The organism is Synechococcus sp. MU1611, from assembly GCF_020514255.1.
Taxonomy (GTDB): Bacteria; Cyanobacteriota; Cyanobacteriia; order PCC-6307; family Cyanobiaceae; genus Parasynechococcus.
In genome coordinates this window covers 495,057-510,456 of record NZ_VTLC01000001.1, presented here as the reverse complement: position 1 = coordinate 510,456, position 15,400 = coordinate 495,057, and the positions used below count along the sequence as shown (strand labels likewise).

Annotated in this window: 18 protein-coding genes and 1 tRNA gene; 16 read left to right on the top strand and 3 right to left on the bottom strand. The window is 58.9% G+C overall.

Features of this window, described 5'->3' with window-relative positions:
- Complete coding sequence (pstB, locus tag FZZ92_RS03130; protein ID WP_226397764.1) at positions 1-822, top strand: phosphate ABC transporter ATP-binding protein PstB; 822 nt, start codon at positions 1-3, stop codon at positions 820-822.
- A 135-nt stretch (positions 823-957) separates the two neighbouring features.
- On the opposite strand, the gene FZZ92_RS03125 is transcribed toward pstB, so the two are convergent.
- Positions 958-1,044 (bottom strand) — tRNA-Ser (locus FZZ92_RS03125).
- 53 nt (positions 1,045-1,097) lie between these two features.
- Here FZZ92_RS03125 and FZZ92_RS03120 point away from each other — a divergent pair.
- The 12 genes from FZZ92_RS03120 to FZZ92_RS03065 all read left to right on the top strand — a co-directional run bounded on the left by FZZ92_RS03120 (position 1,098) and on the right by FZZ92_RS03065 (position 12,155).
- On the top strand, positions 1,098-1,466 hold the full coding sequence (locus FZZ92_RS03120) for a 2Fe-2S iron-sulfur cluster-binding protein (RefSeq protein WP_115022051.1): 369 nt from the start codon (positions 1,098-1,100) through the stop codon (positions 1,464-1,466).
- A gap of 2 nt (positions 1,467-1,468) precedes the next feature.
- Positions 1,469-2,356 (top strand): inositol monophosphatase family protein, encoded by an 888-nt coding sequence (locus tag FZZ92_RS03115; RefSeq protein ID WP_226397602.1) that lies wholly within the window; start codon positions 1,469-1,471, stop codon positions 2,354-2,356.
- A 22-nt stretch (positions 2,357-2,378) separates the two neighbouring features.
- Complete coding sequence (locus FZZ92_RS03110) at positions 2,379-3,557, top strand: ATP phosphoribosyltransferase regulatory subunit (protein ID WP_226397601.1); 1,179 nt, start codon at positions 2,379-2,381, stop codon at positions 3,555-3,557.
- Positions 3,558-3,582: 25 nt separating this feature from the next.
- Positions 3,583-3,807, top strand: a complete 225-nt coding sequence (locus FZZ92_RS03105; RefSeq protein ID WP_115022046.1) for a ferredoxin family protein — start codon at positions 3,583-3,585, stop codon at positions 3,805-3,807.
- A 100-nt stretch (positions 3,808-3,907) separates the two neighbouring features.
- Positions 3,908-5,812, top strand: a complete 1,905-nt coding sequence (gene htpG, locus FZZ92_RS03100) for a molecular chaperone HtpG (protein ID WP_226422548.1) — start codon at positions 3,908-3,910, stop codon at positions 5,810-5,812.
- 79 nt (positions 5,813-5,891) lie between these two features.
- Positions 5,892-6,128, top strand: coding sequence for a 50S ribosomal protein L28 (gene rpmB / locus FZZ92_RS03095; RefSeq protein WP_006850205.1), 237 nt, complete (start codon positions 5,892-5,894; stop codon positions 6,126-6,128).
- A 12-nt stretch (positions 6,129-6,140) separates the two neighbouring features.
- On the top strand, positions 6,141-6,701 hold the full coding sequence (locus FZZ92_RS03090) for a peroxiredoxin (RefSeq protein ID WP_226397598.1): 561 nt from the start codon (positions 6,141-6,143) through the stop codon (positions 6,699-6,701).
- A 52-nt stretch (positions 6,702-6,753) separates the two neighbouring features.
- Positions 6,754-8,244, top strand: coding sequence for a glucosylglycerol-phosphate synthase (gene ggpS, locus FZZ92_RS03085; RefSeq protein ID WP_226422547.1), 1,491 nt, complete (start codon positions 6,754-6,756; stop codon positions 8,242-8,244).
- Positions 8,241-9,506, top strand: coding sequence for an ABC transporter substrate-binding protein (locus FZZ92_RS03080; protein WP_226397596.1), 1,266 nt, complete (start codon positions 8,241-8,243; stop codon positions 9,504-9,506). The genes ggpS and FZZ92_RS03080 overlap by 4 nt, the downstream gene beginning before the upstream one ends.
- Positions 9,503-10,369 (top strand): carbohydrate ABC transporter permease, encoded by an 867-nt coding sequence (locus FZZ92_RS03075; RefSeq protein ID WP_226397595.1) that lies wholly within the window; start codon positions 9,503-9,505, stop codon positions 10,367-10,369. Before FZZ92_RS03080 ends, FZZ92_RS03075 begins: the two co-directional genes overlap by 4 nt.
- Positions 10,366-11,181, top strand: coding sequence for a carbohydrate ABC transporter permease (locus FZZ92_RS03070; protein ID WP_226422546.1), 816 nt, complete (start codon positions 10,366-10,368; stop codon positions 11,179-11,181). The genes FZZ92_RS03075 and FZZ92_RS03070 overlap by 4 nt, the downstream gene beginning before the upstream one ends.
- The gene (locus tag FZZ92_RS03065; protein ID WP_226422545.1) at positions 11,178-12,155 is read left to right on the top strand and encodes an ABC transporter ATP-binding protein; all 978 of its coding nucleotides are present in this window, start codon (positions 11,178-11,180) and stop codon (positions 12,153-12,155) included. Before FZZ92_RS03070 ends, FZZ92_RS03065 begins: the two co-directional genes overlap by 4 nt.
- Here FZZ92_RS03065 and csaB read toward each other — a convergent pair.
- The gene (csaB, locus tag FZZ92_RS03060; RefSeq protein WP_370631242.1) at positions 12,088-13,221 is read right to left on the bottom strand and encodes a polysaccharide pyruvyl transferase CsaB; all 1,134 of its coding nucleotides are present in this window, start codon (positions 13,219-13,221) and stop codon (positions 12,088-12,090) included. The two genes, FZZ92_RS03065 and csaB, sit on opposite strands and share 68 nt — an antisense overlap.
- A gap of 27 nt (positions 13,222-13,248) precedes the next feature.
- On the opposite strand from csaB, the gene FZZ92_RS03055 reads away from it, so the two are divergent.
- The 3 genes from FZZ92_RS03055 (at position 13,249) to psaK (ending at position 14,148) form a co-directional block, all read left to right on the top strand.
- Positions 13,249-13,545: a DUF2499 domain-containing protein gene (locus tag FZZ92_RS03055; RefSeq protein ID WP_226422544.1), complete on the top strand. Its 297-nt coding sequence runs from the start codon at positions 13,249-13,251 to the stop codon at positions 13,543-13,545.
- A complete protein-coding gene (locus FZZ92_RS03050) occupies positions 13,535-13,822 on the top strand; it encodes a DUF3593 domain-containing protein (protein WP_226422543.1) in 288 nt (95 codons plus the stop codon). Before FZZ92_RS03055 ends, FZZ92_RS03050 begins: the two co-directional genes overlap by 11 nt.
- A gap of 68 nt (positions 13,823-13,890) precedes the next feature.
- On the top strand, positions 13,891-14,148 hold the full coding sequence (psaK, locus tag FZZ92_RS03045) for a photosystem I reaction center subunit PsaK (protein ID WP_115022027.1): 258 nt from the start codon (positions 13,891-13,893) through the stop codon (positions 14,146-14,148).
- Positions 14,149-14,200: 52 nt separating this feature from the next.
- Here psaK and FZZ92_RS03040 read toward each other — a convergent pair whose 3' ends face one another.
- Positions 14,201-15,388, bottom strand: coding sequence for an NAD(P)/FAD-dependent oxidoreductase (locus FZZ92_RS03040; RefSeq protein WP_226422542.1), 1,188 nt, complete (start codon positions 15,386-15,388; stop codon positions 14,201-14,203).
- Between the last annotated feature and the right edge of the window lie 12 nt (positions 15,389-15,400).

The following is a 15,400-nucleotide window of genomic DNA, read 5'->3' as shown; positions in this document are numbered from 1 at the left end:
ATGACCACCATCACCCCAGTCGAAGACTCCGGCACGAAGAGCGCAGACACTGCACTTTCGCTGCAGAATGTCACGATCAGCTACGGCAACTTTGAAGCCGTAAAAAATGTTTTTTGCGACATTCCTCGCGGCAAGGTCACGGCTTTCATCGGTCCATCCGGCTGTGGAAAATCAACGGTTCTTCGAGCCTTGAACCGCATGAATGACCTGATCGATTCATGCTCCCTCAAGGGAAGCATTTTGTTTGGTGGGGTCGACTTGTACGGTTCCAGTGTTGATCCTGTAGAGGTGCGGCGTCGTATCGGGATGGTCTTCCAGCAACCCAACCCATTCCCGAAAAGCATCTACGAAAACATTGCCTTTGGCGCGCGCATCAATGGATATACGGGAAATATGGATGAACTCGTTGAGCAATCTCTACGGCAGGCAGCAGTTTGGGATGAATGCAAAGACAAACTGAATGAGAGCGGCTATTCACTCTCTGGCGGACAGCAACAACGTCTTTGTATCGCCCGAACCATCGCCATCCAGCCAGAAGTCATCTTGATGGATGAGCCCTGTTCAGCCCTGGATCCAATCTCGACGTTGAAGATCGAAGAGACGATGCATGAGCTCAAGAAGAGCTTCACCATCGTGATCGTGACCCACAACATGCAGCAGGCCGTCCGTGTCAGCGACATGACGGCTTTCTTCAACGCCGAAGCCGTCGAAGGTGGAACCGGAAAAGTGGGCTACCTCGTGGAATTTAACGACACAGACAAGATCTTCAACGCGCCGCAACAGCAAGCCACCCAGGACTACGTCTCCGGTCGGTTCGGCTGATCTCGACCCCTCAGCAACGACGCAGCTGTCAGGAACACTCAAGCCCCAGCCTCGCCAAGGTTTGACGGCCGTGCGTGGGTCTGACGCGCCGCCTCAGATGGACAAAAAAAATCCGGACCTTGCGGACCGGAGAAGCGGAGAGCGAGGGATTCGAACCCTCGATAGAGTTGCCCCTATACAGCATTTCCAGTGCTGCGCCTTCGACCACTCGGCCAGCTCTCCACCGGCTAAATGGGGCAGGTGAGAATGTAGCAGGGCACTGCCAGCAGAGCTTTATGCGTCCCAGCCACAGGATCACCATTCACTGGCGCCAGGAGGGTCGCACCATCACCCACGACGTCCCAGAGGGTGAGTACATCCTGCAGAGCTTTGAAGAGCAAGGAGACCCACTTCCCTTCTCCTGCAGAAATGGATGCTGCACCAGCTGTGCCGTTCGGGTGCAAAGCGGAACCCTCGACCAGCGCGAGGCCATGGGTCTTTCTCAGGAGCTGAGGTCCCAGGGTTACGGCCTGCTCTGTGTGGCCCGGGCAGTTGCCCCTCTTGAAGCAGAAACCCAAGACGAAGACGAGGTATACGAGCTGCAATTCGGGCGCCACTTTGGGAAAGGACGCGTCACCACCAGGATTCCCATCGAAGAGGAGTGACCATGCAGGAGTCCATCTGCAGCCGTGCCGCCCGCGATGGCGGGCTCAGCCCAAGCGATCTAGAGCGTTATCTGGCCGTGGCCCGCTCGGCGGCCGAGGCCGGTGGCCAGGAGCTCATGCGCCATTACGGACGCTTGTCATCGATCGAAAGTAAAGGGCGCATAGGCGACCTGGTGACGAATGCCGACGTTGCAGCTGAACGCATCGTCTTGGAGATGCTGGCGGACCAGACCCCTGAGATCGCCGTGCTGGCGGAAGAAAGCGGGGCAACAGGACAGCAGGACGGTCTGAGGTGGTGTGTTGACCCCCTGGATGGGACCACCAACTTCGCCCACGGTTATCCCTTCTTTGCTACCTCGATCGGGCTCACCCTGGAGCAACAACCCATCCTTGGTGCCATCGCCGTGCCCTTCCTCAAGGAGATCTACTGGGGAGCGCCGGGAATCGGAGCGTTCTGCAACGACACAGCACTTCAGGTGAGCAGCTGTGATCGTCTCGAGGATGCTCTCCTCGTTACCGGGTTTGCCTATGACCGCCACACCCGTCTCGACAACAACTACGCCGAGTTCTGCTGGTTCACCCACCGCACCCATGGCGTTCGTCGAGGCGGCGCTGCAGCGGTTGATCTGGCGTTCGTGGCCGCTGGCCGCCAGGACGGCTACTGGGAACGGGGCCTGTCTCCCTGGGACCTGGCTGCGGGCGTGGCCTTGGTGGATCTGGCGGGGGGAACCGTCACGGGATATGGGAATCAACCCTTTGATCTCACCAGCGGCCGAGTCGTAGCGGCTGGTCCTGGCTTGCATGACGCAATCAGGGATGGCTTGTCTCAGGTGAAACCGCTTCCTGGAGCCGCCTTCGGTGCCCCGGAGGTCACGGCCATGGGATCCTGAGTCGTGGCCGCGAGGACGTGAGATGGCGCTGCAACCTGCAGCTGGCGCAAAGGATCTGAATCCACGTCAGGTGGAGACCAATCGACAGCTGACGGAACGTCTTGCATCGGTTTTCCGTCTGTGGGGCTATGAGGAGGTGTCGCCACCGCGGGTGGAGCGTCTGGCAACGTTGATGGCCGGGGGTGCCATCGACAGTTCAGACATCGTTCGTCTCGTTGCAGATGACCCTCTCGGGCTACGGCCAGAGATGACGGCATCCATCGCCAGAGCGGCTTGCACACGATTCGCCGATCGCCAACGGCCGTTGCGTCTCTGGGCCTCCGGAACGGTGTTCCGCACCCGTTCCGCCGATGAAGGGGGGCAATCGATTGAAGAGAACCTGCAAAGCGGCGTTGAACTGTTCGGGGTTAGCGGCAGCGAAGCGGAGATGGAACTGCTCAGCCTGTTGATGGCAGCAATTCAGACCCTGGAGCTGCAGCCCAGCCAGAAACCAAGGCTGTTGCTCGGCCACACCGCTCTGATGGATCTGATTCTCAGCCCGTTCAACGGTGAGATGCGCGATCAGATCCGTACAGCCTTGATCGATTTCGACCGTCTGGCCATTGAGAATTTCGAGCTGACCAAGGACGCCAAGGCCAGGCTTCTTTCCCTCCTTGACTGCCGCGGAACCCCCGACCAGGTCCTGACCCAGCTCGCCAGCATGGGCGGGGATCAGCCGGTGTTCGACAAGCTTCGCCGCCTCTGCGCCCATCTCTCAAAAGCAGCTCAGGATCAGTCGGTAACGATTCAGCTCGACCCGACATTCCAGCCCCATTTCGAGCTGTACACCGGCTTGGTGTTCCAGCTGGTCTGTGATGGCCGCAGCTCTCCTGTGGTGATTGCCCGTGGCGGCCGTTACGACGACCTGGTGCAGCGTTGCGGCGCGACCGATCACCAGGCCTATGGCGCTGGGTTCAGCCTGGCGATCGACCCGATCCGGGAACTGATCTCGGAATTCGATACAGCAGACCAGCAACAGACCGATGTACTCGTGGCCTTTTCACCAGCCACAAGCCTGGAAGCGGCCATGGAGCATCAGCGGGGCTGGCATCAGCAAGGTCGCACCGCTGTGTTGGCCTTGGAACCGTTGGATTCCAAGGAGAAGGCTGAACAGCTGGCGAAGGCACAGGGCGGTCTACAGCTCGATTGGGTCGATCCTTAGGATCCGGCAGATCAGCAGGTCCTCCATGGCTCATTCCATCGTCACCGACGTTTGCGAGGGCATCGCTGACTGCGTCGATGCCTGCCCTGTGGCCTGCATTGACCAAGGCAATGGAAAAAACAAGAAAGGGACAGACTTTTACTGGATCAATTTCGACACCTGCATCGATTGCGGCATCTGCCTGCAGGTCTGTCCGGTTGAGGGCGCCATCGTTGCGGAAGAGCGTCCTGACCTTCAGAAGACGCCTTGAGCAGGCATGCGGGGCACATGAAGGTACGGAGAACCCCCTGAACAGGCCGTTGAGCCGGAGTGAAACCGGTCTCTAGTGTCTGGTTTTTCGGGACACAGGAATGGCGGTGCTGGAGGAACAGGGTCAGATTCAGATCCACACCGAAAACATTTTCCCGATCATCAAGAAGGCCGTGTACTCCGGCCACGAGGTGTTTCTCCGGGAACTTGTCAGCAATGGCGTTGATGCCATCAGCAAGCGCCGCATGGCTGCCATGGCGGGCGATTGCAGCGAAGGGGATGACGGTGCCATTCGCATCACGGTGGATCAGGAGGCCAAGACCGTCACCATCAGTGATAACGGCATCGGCATGACGGCCGATGAGGTGAAGCGCTACATCAACCAGGTGGCCTTCTCCAGTGCCGAGGATTTCCTGGAGAAATACAAGCAGGAAAACGACGCCATCATCGGCCACTTCGGCCTTGGTTTCTATTCCAGCTTCATGGTGGCCGAGAAGGTTGAACTGCTGACCCGTTCAGCTCGGCCCGACGCTGAAGCTGTGCGCTGGAGCTGTGATGGTTCCCCGAACTTCAGCCTCAGCGCCGCCGAGAAAGAGCAGCCGGGCACAGACGTGATCCTTCACCTAATGGAGGACGAGCTCGAATATCTGGAACCGGCACGGATCCGAACTCTGATCAACACCTACTGCGACTTCATGGCAGTGCCGGTGCAGCTCGAGGGTGAAACCATCAACAAGATGGACGCCCCCTGGCGCAAGAGCGCCAGAGATCTCAGTGATCAGGATTACATCGACCTCTACCACTATCTCTATCCCTTTCAAGGCGATCCCCTGCTCTGGGTTCACCTCAATACCGACTACCCCTACAACCTTCAGGGAATTCTCTTTTTCCCCAAGCAGACCGGTCGTGCCGACTGGGAGAAGGGCGAAATCAAGCTCTACTGCAACCAGGTGTTCGTCAGCGATTCGATCAAGGAAGTTGTGCCGCGCTACCTGCTGCCCTTGCGGGGAGTGATCGATTCACCCGACATTCCTCTCAATGTGAGCCGCAGTGCTCTGCAAACCGACCGACGCGTTCGCTCAATCGGAAATTTTGTCGCCAAGAAGGTGTCAGATCGGCTGCGGGGATTGAAAAAGGAGGACCCCAAGGCCTATGCCGAGGCGTGGGATGCCCTGGCACCCTTCGTGAAGATCGGCGCCATGGAAGACGAGAAGTTCGCCGAGCAGGTCGCCGAATTGATCCTGTTTGCCACCACCGCTGCCGCCGGGGAAGGCGACGACGCTGACCCGATCGCCTGCGATGGACGTGCTTTCACCACTCTGGAGGGATACCTCAGCCGACTGGCCGCAGATCAGAACAAGCGCGTGCTCTACAGCACCGATGACGTTTCCCAGGCTGGTGCGCTCAATCTCTGGACATCCCAAGGCGCGGAAGTGCTGAAGCTGGAAACGGTGATCGACACTCAGTTCATCCCCTGGCTCGAACATCGCCACGAGGAACTCACCTTCCAACGCGTCGACTCGGAACTGGACGAGAGCCTGAAAGACAACGATGCGGAACTCACCGATCAAGATGGAACAACGGAATCAGACCGACTGCGTGATCTGATCAAGGAATCCCTGGCCAATGAGAAGGTGACCGTTCAGGTACAGGCCCTGAAAGCGGAAGGGGCACCTCCGGCGATGATTCTTCTGCCTGAACAGATGCGCAGGCTGAACGACATGGGCGCCTTAATGGAACAGCGCCTGCCAGGCCTTCCTGAGCATCACGTACTTCTGGTGAACCGGCGCCATCCCCTGGTGGAAGGGATGCTCAAGCTGCGGGCCGGTGGCGTGCTGGTGGGATCGGCGGAAGCCTCACCCACAGCAAGCCTCGCCCAGGATGTGGCCCGTCATCTTTATGACATGGCTCGGCTAGGCGTGGGCGGTCTGGAGCCCAATGAACTTGGCGGATTCCAGACCCGCAGTGCTGAATTGATGGGTGCTCTGATGCAGAGAGGCCTTTGAGGTGAAGACCTTTTGCTAACTTGGTTGTTTGGAACTGTTAATTCAGCTCCAAACAACCTCTCAGTAGAAGGACATCGTCATGTCACGGGTGTGTCAGCTCACCGGTACTCGCGCCAACAACGGCATGGCCGTGAGCCATTCCCACATCCGCACCAAGAAGCTGCAGCAGGCCAACCTGCAGCAGCGTCGCCTCTGGTGGGCTGAAGGCAACCGCTGGGTGAAGCTGCGCGTGACCACCCGCGCCCTCAAAACCATCCAGAAGAAAGGCCTCGGCGCCTACGCCAAGTCTCTGGGCATTAACCTGGCCAAGATCTGAGATTTTGAACGGGTGAATCGGCGGGAATTACTAGTCAAGTCCGGCCTTTTCCTTGCAGCTCTAACGCTTTCACCCTCGCGGGCATCGGCTCTCGGGGGTGTTGTTTTGGAAACGGGCAGCACAGTGCCCGACTTCGATCTGCCCGGATCCAGCCAATCCGAACCCGACCGTAACCGTTGGAGCAGCGGAGATCTGCGCGGTCGTTGGTTGGCGGTTTATTTCTACCCAAGAGACTTCACCGGTGGGTGCACCATCGAAGCCAGGGGCTTCGAAAGCCTGCACGCGGAGTTTCTTCAGGCCGGTGCCGAGGTCATCGGCATCAGCGCCGACAGTGTCGACGAGCACGAATCCTTCTGTGAAAGCGAAGGGCTGAGTTTTCCCCTGCTCTCTGATCCTGACGGAACCGTGAGCAAGGCCTACGGCTCCTGGATGGCGCCCTATTCATTGCGCCACTCCTTCCTGATCGACCCCGATGGCGTTCTACGTGAGCGCTGGGTGGCAGTTCGACCAAACGGTCACGCCAGGGAAGTGCTGGATTCCTTGACGACACTTCAGAACAAAACCACCATTTGACAAAAAACAGCTTTTGCTGAATGGTGGAACGAACGAAGTGTTGTTCGAATAGATGGGTGCGGGTCAAAGTTCATTCATAATCCTCTACCACCGCCCCCCTTTTGACGAATCAAAAGACAACAACGGATCAAGAATTTGGGTCGACCAGAAAAGCCCTAACGGAATAATTCCTACCCTTCGCAATCTCTTTCGGAGCTGCGAGAAAGGTACTTGGATTGCCTGGAGACGCGTCGACGATCAGTCGAATGAAGGCACAGAACGGATTGAAATGGACAATCCGTCTCCTTTCACGCTCTGCCGAATCCCTCTAGAAGACGAGCAGATCTCCAGTTTCTATCACATCACGTCAAAAGAATGCTTTTGGCCGATCCTGCACACATTTCCCACATACTTCAACGTTAATAATGCGAACTGGAAGATCTTTGAAGAGGTCAACAAACGATTCGCCTCTGCGGCATGTGCCGAGGCTGCCGAGGGTGCAACGGTATGGGTTCACGATTACAACCTCTGGCTGGTTCCCGGTTACATCCGAGCTGAACGTCCCGACCTAAAGATTGCCTTTTTCCATCACACCCCCTTCCCCGGGAATGATGTCTTCGCCATCCTGCCTTGGCGTGAGCAAATTCTTGAAAGTTTGCTCTGTTGCGATGTCGTTGGTTTCCATATCCCGCGCTACACCGAAAACTTTGCCCGTGCCGCCAGCACACTTGTAGGAGCCAAGCGTGGTCCAAAAGTTTCAGTGGATCGCAAATTCATTGGAGTAGGAACAGCCCTTTCCGAAGGCACGGTCACCAGTCATCTCGAGCACAAAGGCCGCACCATTCAGTTACTCAGCTCACCGGTGGGCACATCTCCTGATCTAATTCAGGAGTTGTGCTGGAGCCCATCTGTTGAAAGCCATGGTGAATTGATCGTTCAAGACACCAAAAAGGGACGAAAACTGATCCTCTCCGCGAGTCGTGTTGATTACACGAAGGGCAATGAGGAGTTGCTGCTGGCCTTCGAACGCCTGCTGGAACGACGCAAGGATTTGCATGGGCAAGTTGTACTGATGCTCGCCTGCGTCGCCGCTGCCAGTGGGATGAAAATCTACGAAGACACGCAACGCTCGATTGAAGAAATGGCGGGGCGGATCAACGGACGCTTCAGCCAAATTGATTGGGTCCCGATCCGGTTTTCAACCCGTCGGATCCCCTACGACGAAATGATTGCCTGGTTCTGCCAAGCAGATGTCTGCTGGATCACACCGCTGCGCGATGGACTGAATCTGGTAGCCAAGGAATATGCGGCTGCTCGGCGAAACCGCGGCGGTGTTCTTGTTCTTTCCGAATTCACTGGTGCTTCGGTTGTCCTCGATGGCGCCGTTCTGACCAACCCCTATTCGAATCGCCGCATGGACGATGCAATCGAATCGGCGCTGGAAATGGACGAAGACGAGCAACGCGATCGAATGAGTCGTATGACCGATGCCGTGGAGAGCTACACCGTTCGTGACTGGGCCGATGAACAAATGTCTGGTCTGACGCCCTCAAACGCCCAGTGAAGCTGCGCCGCTGGCTGGCGAGCGGGGCCTTAGCGCTGGTCATGGCCCTCGGCTGCCTGGTGGGGTCAGCGTCCTTCCGGGCGGAAGAGGTGAGCATCCTCATGCCCTCCTCCTTCACCGACGCCAGCGCTGAGCTGGTGAAAACCTTCAACCGCGAGCATCGCGGCCGGATTCATCTGAATTTGATCCGAGGTCCGTTGAACACGGAATCGATTTCAGATCTTGCAATCAGCAGCCTTCTGCTCGGGGATGCACCCTTCGACGCGCTGTTGATGGATGTCACCTGGCTACCGAAATATGCAGCCGCGGGATGGCTGGAACCCCTGGATCCCTGGTTTGATCAGGCCGACCAGGAACAGCTGGTGGAGGGAGCACGGCTGGGCAACGACTACGACGGCCATCTCTACCGCTGGCCCTTGGTTGCCGATGTGGGACTGCTCTACTGGCGGACGGATCTCATGAAAGAGCCGCCGAAAACACCAGACGAGTTGATGTCCGTTGCAGGACAGCTGGTCCAAACCAACGCCGTTGCCAATGGTTTCGTCTGGCAGGGGCGTCAGTACGAAGGGCTGAGCTGCGACTTCCTAGAAGTGCTGCAGGGCTTCGGTGGCGAGTGGATGGACACCACCACCAACACCATGCAGCTGGATATGCCTGAGGCAACAAGGGCTGCAGCCTGGTTGAACGATTTGATCAGCGCAGGGGTCAGCCCCTATGCCGTCACCAATTACGCCGAATCGGAGTCGCTTCAAGCCTTCAAATCCGGAGATGCCGCACTGATGCGGAACTGGCCCTATGCCTGGGCTGAACTGCAGAAGGACGACAGCAATGTGAAAGGCAACGTGGGCATCAGCCTGATGGTGGCGCAACCGGGCGAACGACCCGGAGCGACCCTGGGCAGCTGGGGGTTGAGCTTGATGCGTCAGTCGCCCCATCAGGAGGCGGCGGTGGAAGCCATTCGATACCTCACCAATGAAGCCTCCCAGCGAACTCGCTTTCTCAACAACGGCTACTCACCCACCCAAGCGAATTTGTTCAGCGATCCGGAGATGTTGAAGAGTTCCCCTGTGCTTCCGGAGCTGCAGGTAGCGCTAAACCACGCGGTTGTGCGTCCGCCAACACCCCTCTACGCCCAACTCAGTGATGTGGTGCAGCGCGAACTCAACGGATTGTTCACCGAAACTGGATCCGCTGATGAAGCGATGGCGACCAGTCAGCAGCGAAGCCAGACCCTGCTTCGTGCAGCGGGAGCGACGCCATGACGGTTCTCCTGGCTGTTCCAGCCCTACTGCTGATCGCCGTCGTCTTCGGCTGGCCGATGCTTCGTTACGCCTGGCTGAGCTTCCACGCTGATTCCGTCCTCACCGGACTGGAACCGGTGGCCAACGGCGGAGCCAACTGGATACGGCTGGCGGTTGATCAGCGGTTCTGGCTGGATGCGGGGCAGACCGCGCGATTCGCCCTGATCTCCGTGGGAATGGAATTGCTATTGGCACTGGCCATCGCCCTCCTGCTTCATCAGAGCTGGCGTGGCCGAGGCGCCGTTCGAGCCCTGACCCTGCTCCCCTGGGCACTGCCCACAACAATGATGGCCCTTGGCTGGCGCTGGATCTTCAACACTCCTTACGGCCCAATCGAGGTGCTGGCCCGAACACTTGGACTCGACTCCCTGGATCTGTTGTCCACCCCATCGATCACCTGGTTGGTGACGGTTTTCGCCGATGTCTGGAAGACAACACCCTTCATCACGCTGATCCTTTTGGCTGGGCTCCAAAGCATTCCCGACGACCTTTACAGCGCCTTCCGTCTGGAAGGCGGAACCCCTCTGCAGGCCCTGCGCCGCGTCACCTTGCCGCTGCTCCTGCCCTACATCCTGCTGAGCCTTCTCTTCCGCTTGGCCCAGGCCTTCGGGGTGTTTGATCTGGTGCAGGTGTTGACCGGTGGTGGTCCTGCCGGCAGCACAGAAAGCATCGCCCTTTATGCCTATCTCAACGGCATGCGCTTCCTTGATTTCGGTTACAGCGCCACGGTGATGCTCGCAGGATTCCTGTTGCTCACAGCCCTGATCCTGGCGGGAACGCTGGTGCTTAAAACCTTCGGTGTGTTGAGGCCCCTGGATCGATGACGCGACGTTCCATCTGGATTGCACTGTTGCTGGTCTGGTCCCTCGCCCCGATGCTGTGGCAACTGGTGAGTTCATTCACCACGGCCGATGCCCTGGTCAACGAACAACTGAGCTTCTGGAACCGCTGGACGCTGAACAACTACAGGGATCTGCTGAGCACCGATCCGCCGTTCTGGAGATACCTGTTCAACAGCAGCCTGGTGGCCTCCCTCACAACGCTGCTCACCTTGGTGCTGGCGATCCCAGCCGCCTACGGACTGGCGAAACTCCCCATTCGATGGAGGGGAAGCCTCCGAGCCGCCGTGGTGGGAGCCGCCTTATTTCCCTATGTGCTGCTGTTTCTGGCACTGCTCGAACTGGCTCGCACGTTTTCGCTGGGCAACAACCTCATCGCCATTTCCATTCCCTATAGCGCTCTGTCGATGCCCCTGGCCCTGCTCCTGCTCACCGCTGCCTTCGAAGCCCTACCCAACGATCTCGAGGACGCGGCGAAGCTTGAGGGTTTGTCTCTCTGGCAACGGCTGCGCTGGGTGCTGCTTCCCTTGATTGCACCAGCCTCCGCCAGCACAGCGATCCTGGTGTTCCTGTTCGCCTGGAACGAGTATCCAGTGGCCCTCACCTGGCTAAGCCGCAGCGATCTGCTCACATTGCCGGTGGCGATGGCCCGGATTGCGGGATCATCCACCTATTCGGTCCCCTACGGCACCTACGCAGCAGCGACTGTGCTCGGTGCCCTACCTCTGCTGGTGCTGGTGCTGGTGTTCCAGCGGCAGATCGTCAGTGGACTCACCAACGGAGCAATTAAGGGATGACACTGGAACTACGGGCCATCAGCAAGAGCTTCGGCGAACGCCAGGTTCTCAAGCAGCTCGACCTCAACGTGGCCGATGGGGAATGCGTCGCTCTGCTGGGTGCCAGTGGCTGTGGGAAAAGCACGGCTTTGCGTCTAATCGCGGGGCTCGATCAACCGGATCAAGGCTCCATTCGCATTAATGATGCCGAGATGGTTGACGTTCCCGCTGAACGGCGCCGGGTGGGGATGGTCTTTCAAAGCTATGCCCTGTTTCCGCATCTCAACGTGTGGGAGAACCTCGAACTGGGTTTGAGGATTCGAGGTGGCACCACCAGCAGCCGCGATGCGCGGATCAGCAGCGTTCTGGAGGTGCTGCAACTCAGCGAATATGCCCAGCAACGGCCATCACAACTCTCCGGCGGACAGCGCCAACGGGTCGCCCTAGCTAGAGCGTTGCTGAGGGATCCACTGGTTTATCTGCTGGATGAGCCGATGAGCAATCTGGATGCGCAATTGCGTGAGGACCTGCGTCCCCAGTTGCGCCGTCTGATGATCGGTGGTGACCAACCCGTGGTCTACGTCACCCATGACCAGCAGGAGGCAATGGCGTTGGCGGATCGCATCGCCGTGATGCGCAATGGAAGCATCGAACAGATCGGAACACCTCGCGAGCTCTATCTGCAGCCGGCCAGCACGTACGTCGCCCAGTTCATCGGCCGCCCGCAGATGAATCTGTTGCCAGCTCAGAACGGCGTGACCATCGGCGTCCGACCGGACGACCTGCGGCTCGATTCCGATGGCTGGCCGTGCACAATCCTCAGCCGTGAATGGTTCGGTGCCAATCAGATGCTTCTGGTCCGCTGCGATCGCGGCGACCTACGGATGGTCTGCTCCGGAGAAACGACGATCGCGGCTGAACCGCGGATCAGTTGGTCGAGCGATTGTGAGCATCGCTTCGATGCGATCTCCGGTCGTCGACTGCCATCCGCTTGAGCAGGTCGCTGTGAGCCGATGCCTGGCATCGCAATTCTTCCGTTTGATTGGGATCCGCCGGGCGATCCACTTCAGCTCGCCACAGATTCAGCAATGCATCCACGGAAGGCAAGGAGGTCAATGGCGTGCAAGGCACGGACGCCATGGCAGCGGCGGCCTCAACCTTCGGGTCGTAGCTGAGAGCAGCCATCGGACTGTTGGAAAGACGGGCCAGGATCAAGGCATGCAGGCGCATGGGCAGAACAAGGCGTGCCCGTTGGACTACATCAGAAACAACCTCCAGCGACTGGGGCACCAGGGTTGTGCTGCACCCCCTCAGACGCTTTGGCAGCAGCCCCGCATCGCTCAGTTGCTGCAGCAACGGTGCATCCTGATGCTCATGGAACGCCAACCAGATCACCGGGGCTGCCAACTCGGCACTGAGAGCATCCAAAGCATCCGTCAACCGACCCCAGCCCGAGTGATCCAGGAGTGGTGTTGGACGCCAGCTCAGAACGATGGCGTCGCCACCGATCCATGGACGCGCTGGCATCTGCCAGACCGGATCTGCGGCCAGCACCATCGGTAACGATCGCGCCCAGCGCCGAGCCAATTCAAAGGAGCGCTGATCGCGCCAACTCGCCGCCTTGCAGAACGGCAACACAGCGCGCACCAGCATCCGACTGATCCGACGCTGCAATGGCCCCAGACCCTGACCCCAGAGAACCAGCTCGGCACCACCGATACGGGCGACCGCCATCAGAAGCAGGTAGTAAACAAGGCTGCTGAAGCTGGTGCTGTCCTGAAGCAGGCTGCCGCCCCCAAGAACCAGCACATCCGCGCGCAGAGCGGCACGAAGGCAGCTCACCAAGGAGCGGCGATTCACGGTGACGGCCGACGGTGCCAGGGCAAGGACCGGAACTGGATCACGCACTGTGATCAACAACTGCTGCGACTCGGGAAGCGCTGACACCAGCACCTGAAGCAGTGCATCGTCCCCGAGATTGTGTTCTCCGTAGTAGCCACAAAGCAGAAGGACAGGTGCAGCGGGGCGGACCACGGGCAGCAGCCTGTTCACTCCAAGCATTATCAACAGATTCCTAGGATTAGGTCCATGCACGCGTTGTCGCTCGGAACCTGGTGGATCCACGTCGCCTCAGTGATCGAGTGGTGTGTGGCGATCGTGTTGATGCATCGACGCGGACTGTCAGGCATGGCCTGGGCCATGCTTCCGGCCCTGGTGAGTGCGATGGCAGCCTGCACATGGCACTTGTTTGACAACAGCAACGCTCTGCGGGGCCTGGTCACCCTTCAGGCCCTATTCACCGTGATCGGGAACAGCACCCTGGCGTTTGCGGCATGGCAGCTCCAACGGCGTCGGGTGGCTGACGGGGTGGTCAATGAACTTTGATCCCGCACCCTTGTTTGCGGTCTCGCTAATCCCTTATTTGTTGTTTCTCTTCTGGCTCCAGAGGAGTAAGGCACTTCCGCAGATGGCGGAACGCGGCTTTCAACTCACACTGCTGTTCGTCGCCGTCACGATTGTTGCCGCCATCGCAGCTCTGCGCTGCTGCTCAGCGGAACTGGTGGAGATCGACTGGTTGCACGGTGGTGCAGAAGCCTTCCTAACGCTCGGCAACACCGTTCTGGTGATCGGACTGCTGCGACCGACCCCCAAGAAAGGGTGAACAACTCTTAAGAGACTCAGGCAAGAGGGCGGAAGCCCCGGATGATGAGGTGTCGCTCATTGGCTCGAATGCTGACCCACCTTTTCGCGATCGCTCCCGCCACAGTGTCCTGGTCTCCCAAGGTCGCCCTGGTGATGATCCTCTGCAATGTGGTTGCCATCATGGTCGGCAAGGCCACGATTAAGCACCCCAACGAAGGCGCTGCACTTCCCAACTCCACCTTCTTCGGTGGAATGGGACATGCAGCCATGCTTGGTACCACCAGCCTTGGCCACATCATCGGCATTGGTGCGATCCAGGGCTTGGCAGCCCGCGGTGTGCTCTGAAGCAACACCTTTCCGGGAAGGAGCCACGGCTCCTCCCCGGAAATAACATCGCTCAAAGCAGATAGGGCAACAGGCGTAAGCCGTAACGCTCGAATCTGTACTCAAACAGCAGCTCAGAGAGAGCAGTTGCTTGTGCTGTGGAAGAAAGTCCATTGATCAGACGTTCGAGTCGTTGATCAGCCCAGCAATTGTTGAGCCCCCACCAGGTGCGCCGCGCCAGACGGCCTGACACCGACCATCGCCAGCTCCGCTTGGCGTCAAGTTCCTGTCTGTAGCGTTGGGGAAGGGTTGCTGAGTCGCCGCGCATCCCATCGGCGATCAACAGATCGGCCAGTTGATCGGCATTGTCCATCGCATGGCGGATGCCTTCTCCACCGAGAAGATTGGCTGTACTTGCCGCATCTCCAACCGCCAACAGCGCATCGACACCCAGCGCTTCAGATCGGGAGATCGAGCTGGAAACAGGCCCACCATGGCGATCCAGAACGAGACAGTCGGACAAGCCGCAGCGTTGAATCAACCGCTGCAGGGGCTGCGCCAGGCTGCCGGGGTTCTGACGATGGGGCGGAGGAAGCTGACAGACACCCACCTTCAGCCGTTGTCCTTGCATAGGGAAGATCCAGCCGTATCCGTGGCTGATCCAGGGCGTCCCCAGAAAAAAACTGATCCGATCCCGCCAGGGTGCGGCGTGGCGATCATCGACTTGAAGCAGCCACTCGACACCGATCCCCTGCAGCAGCGGATCAGCTGGATTGGGCTTGACACCAGCCTGCTGAAGCAGATCGCGACGTGCACCCGTGGCGTCAATCAGCCACCGGACTGAGCGCAACGACTCCACACCATCGAGCGTCTGCAGCTGCACGGTGGCGTTCTCTGCGCTGAGACTTTTCAGAACTGCCCGACAGCCTTGAATCAACTCCACACCATGGCGACGCGCTTCCGACCAGAGAAAGGAACGGAGCCTGCCGAAGTCGAGCACCACCCCCAGATCGTCGTCAGACCACCACTGATGCACAAGACCGGAAGGATCGTGCAACTGCCAGCCCTGCCAGGTTGCGGCAATGGTTTCATCCGGCAGGCCAAGCCGACGAACAGCCTCAAGAGGAAGAGCTGCGCTGGAATAGGCATTGCGTTCCGGATCCATCAAGCGATCCACCAGGGTGACCTCAGCACCCCTGCGCGCCAGTTGAATCGCCAGGCGGGCACCGGAAGGCCCCGCACCAACGACTAGAACCGACACAGATCCTTCCGC

What these genes read in the sequence shown, in the direction of transcription:
- psaK (WP_115022027.1), top strand. Translation starts at nt 13,891, where the DNA reads ATGCTGACCCACCTTTTCGCGATCGCTCCCGCCACAGTGTCCTGGTCT.
- FZZ92_RS03070 (WP_226422546.1), top strand. Translation starts at nt 10,366, where the DNA reads ATGACGCGACGTTCCATCTGGATTGCACTGTTGCTGGTCTGGTCCCTC.
- FZZ92_RS03065 (WP_226422545.1), top strand. Translation starts at nt 11,178, where the DNA reads ATGACACTGGAACTACGGGCCATCAGCAAGAGCTTCGGCGAACGCCAG.
- FZZ92_RS03110 (WP_226397601.1), top strand. Translation starts at nt 2,379, where the DNA reads ATGGCGCTGCAACCTGCAGCTGGCGCAAAGGATCTGAATCCACGTCAG.
- FZZ92_RS03105 (WP_115022046.1), top strand. Translation starts at nt 3,583, where the DNA reads ATGGCTCATTCCATCGTCACCGACGTTTGCGAGGGCATCGCTGACTGC.
- rpmB (WP_006850205.1), top strand. Translation starts at nt 5,892, where the DNA reads ATGTCACGGGTGTGTCAGCTCACCGGTACTCGCGCCAACAACGGCATG.
- FZZ92_RS03050 (WP_226422543.1), top strand. Translation starts at nt 13,535, where the DNA reads ATGAACTTTGATCCCGCACCCTTGTTTGCGGTCTCGCTAATCCCTTAT.
- FZZ92_RS03120 (WP_115022051.1), top strand. Translation starts at nt 1,098, where the DNA reads ATGCGTCCCAGCCACAGGATCACCATTCACTGGCGCCAGGAGGGTCGC.
- pstB (WP_226397764.1), top strand. Translation starts at nt 1, where the DNA reads ATGACCACCATCACCCCAGTCGAAGACTCCGGCACGAAGAGCGCAGAC.
- FZZ92_RS03115 (WP_226397602.1), top strand. Translation starts at nt 1,469, where the DNA reads ATGCAGGAGTCCATCTGCAGCCGTGCCGCCCGCGATGGCGGGCTCAGC.
- htpG (WP_226422548.1), top strand. Translation starts at nt 3,908, where the DNA reads ATGGCGGTGCTGGAGGAACAGGGTCAGATTCAGATCCACACCGAAAAC.
- FZZ92_RS03055 (WP_226422544.1), top strand. Translation starts at nt 13,249, where the DNA reads ATGCACGCGTTGTCGCTCGGAACCTGGTGGATCCACGTCGCCTCAGTG.
- ggpS (WP_226422547.1), top strand. Translation starts at nt 6,754, where the DNA reads ATGGGTGCGGGTCAAAGTTCATTCATAATCCTCTACCACCGCCCCCCT.
- csaB (WP_370631242.1), bottom strand. Translation starts at nt 13,221, where the DNA reads ATGCTTGGAGTGAACAGGCTGCTGCCCGTGGTCCGCCCCGCTGCACCT.
- FZZ92_RS03075 (WP_226397595.1), top strand. Translation starts at nt 9,503, where the DNA reads ATGACGGTTCTCCTGGCTGTTCCAGCCCTACTGCTGATCGCCGTCGTC.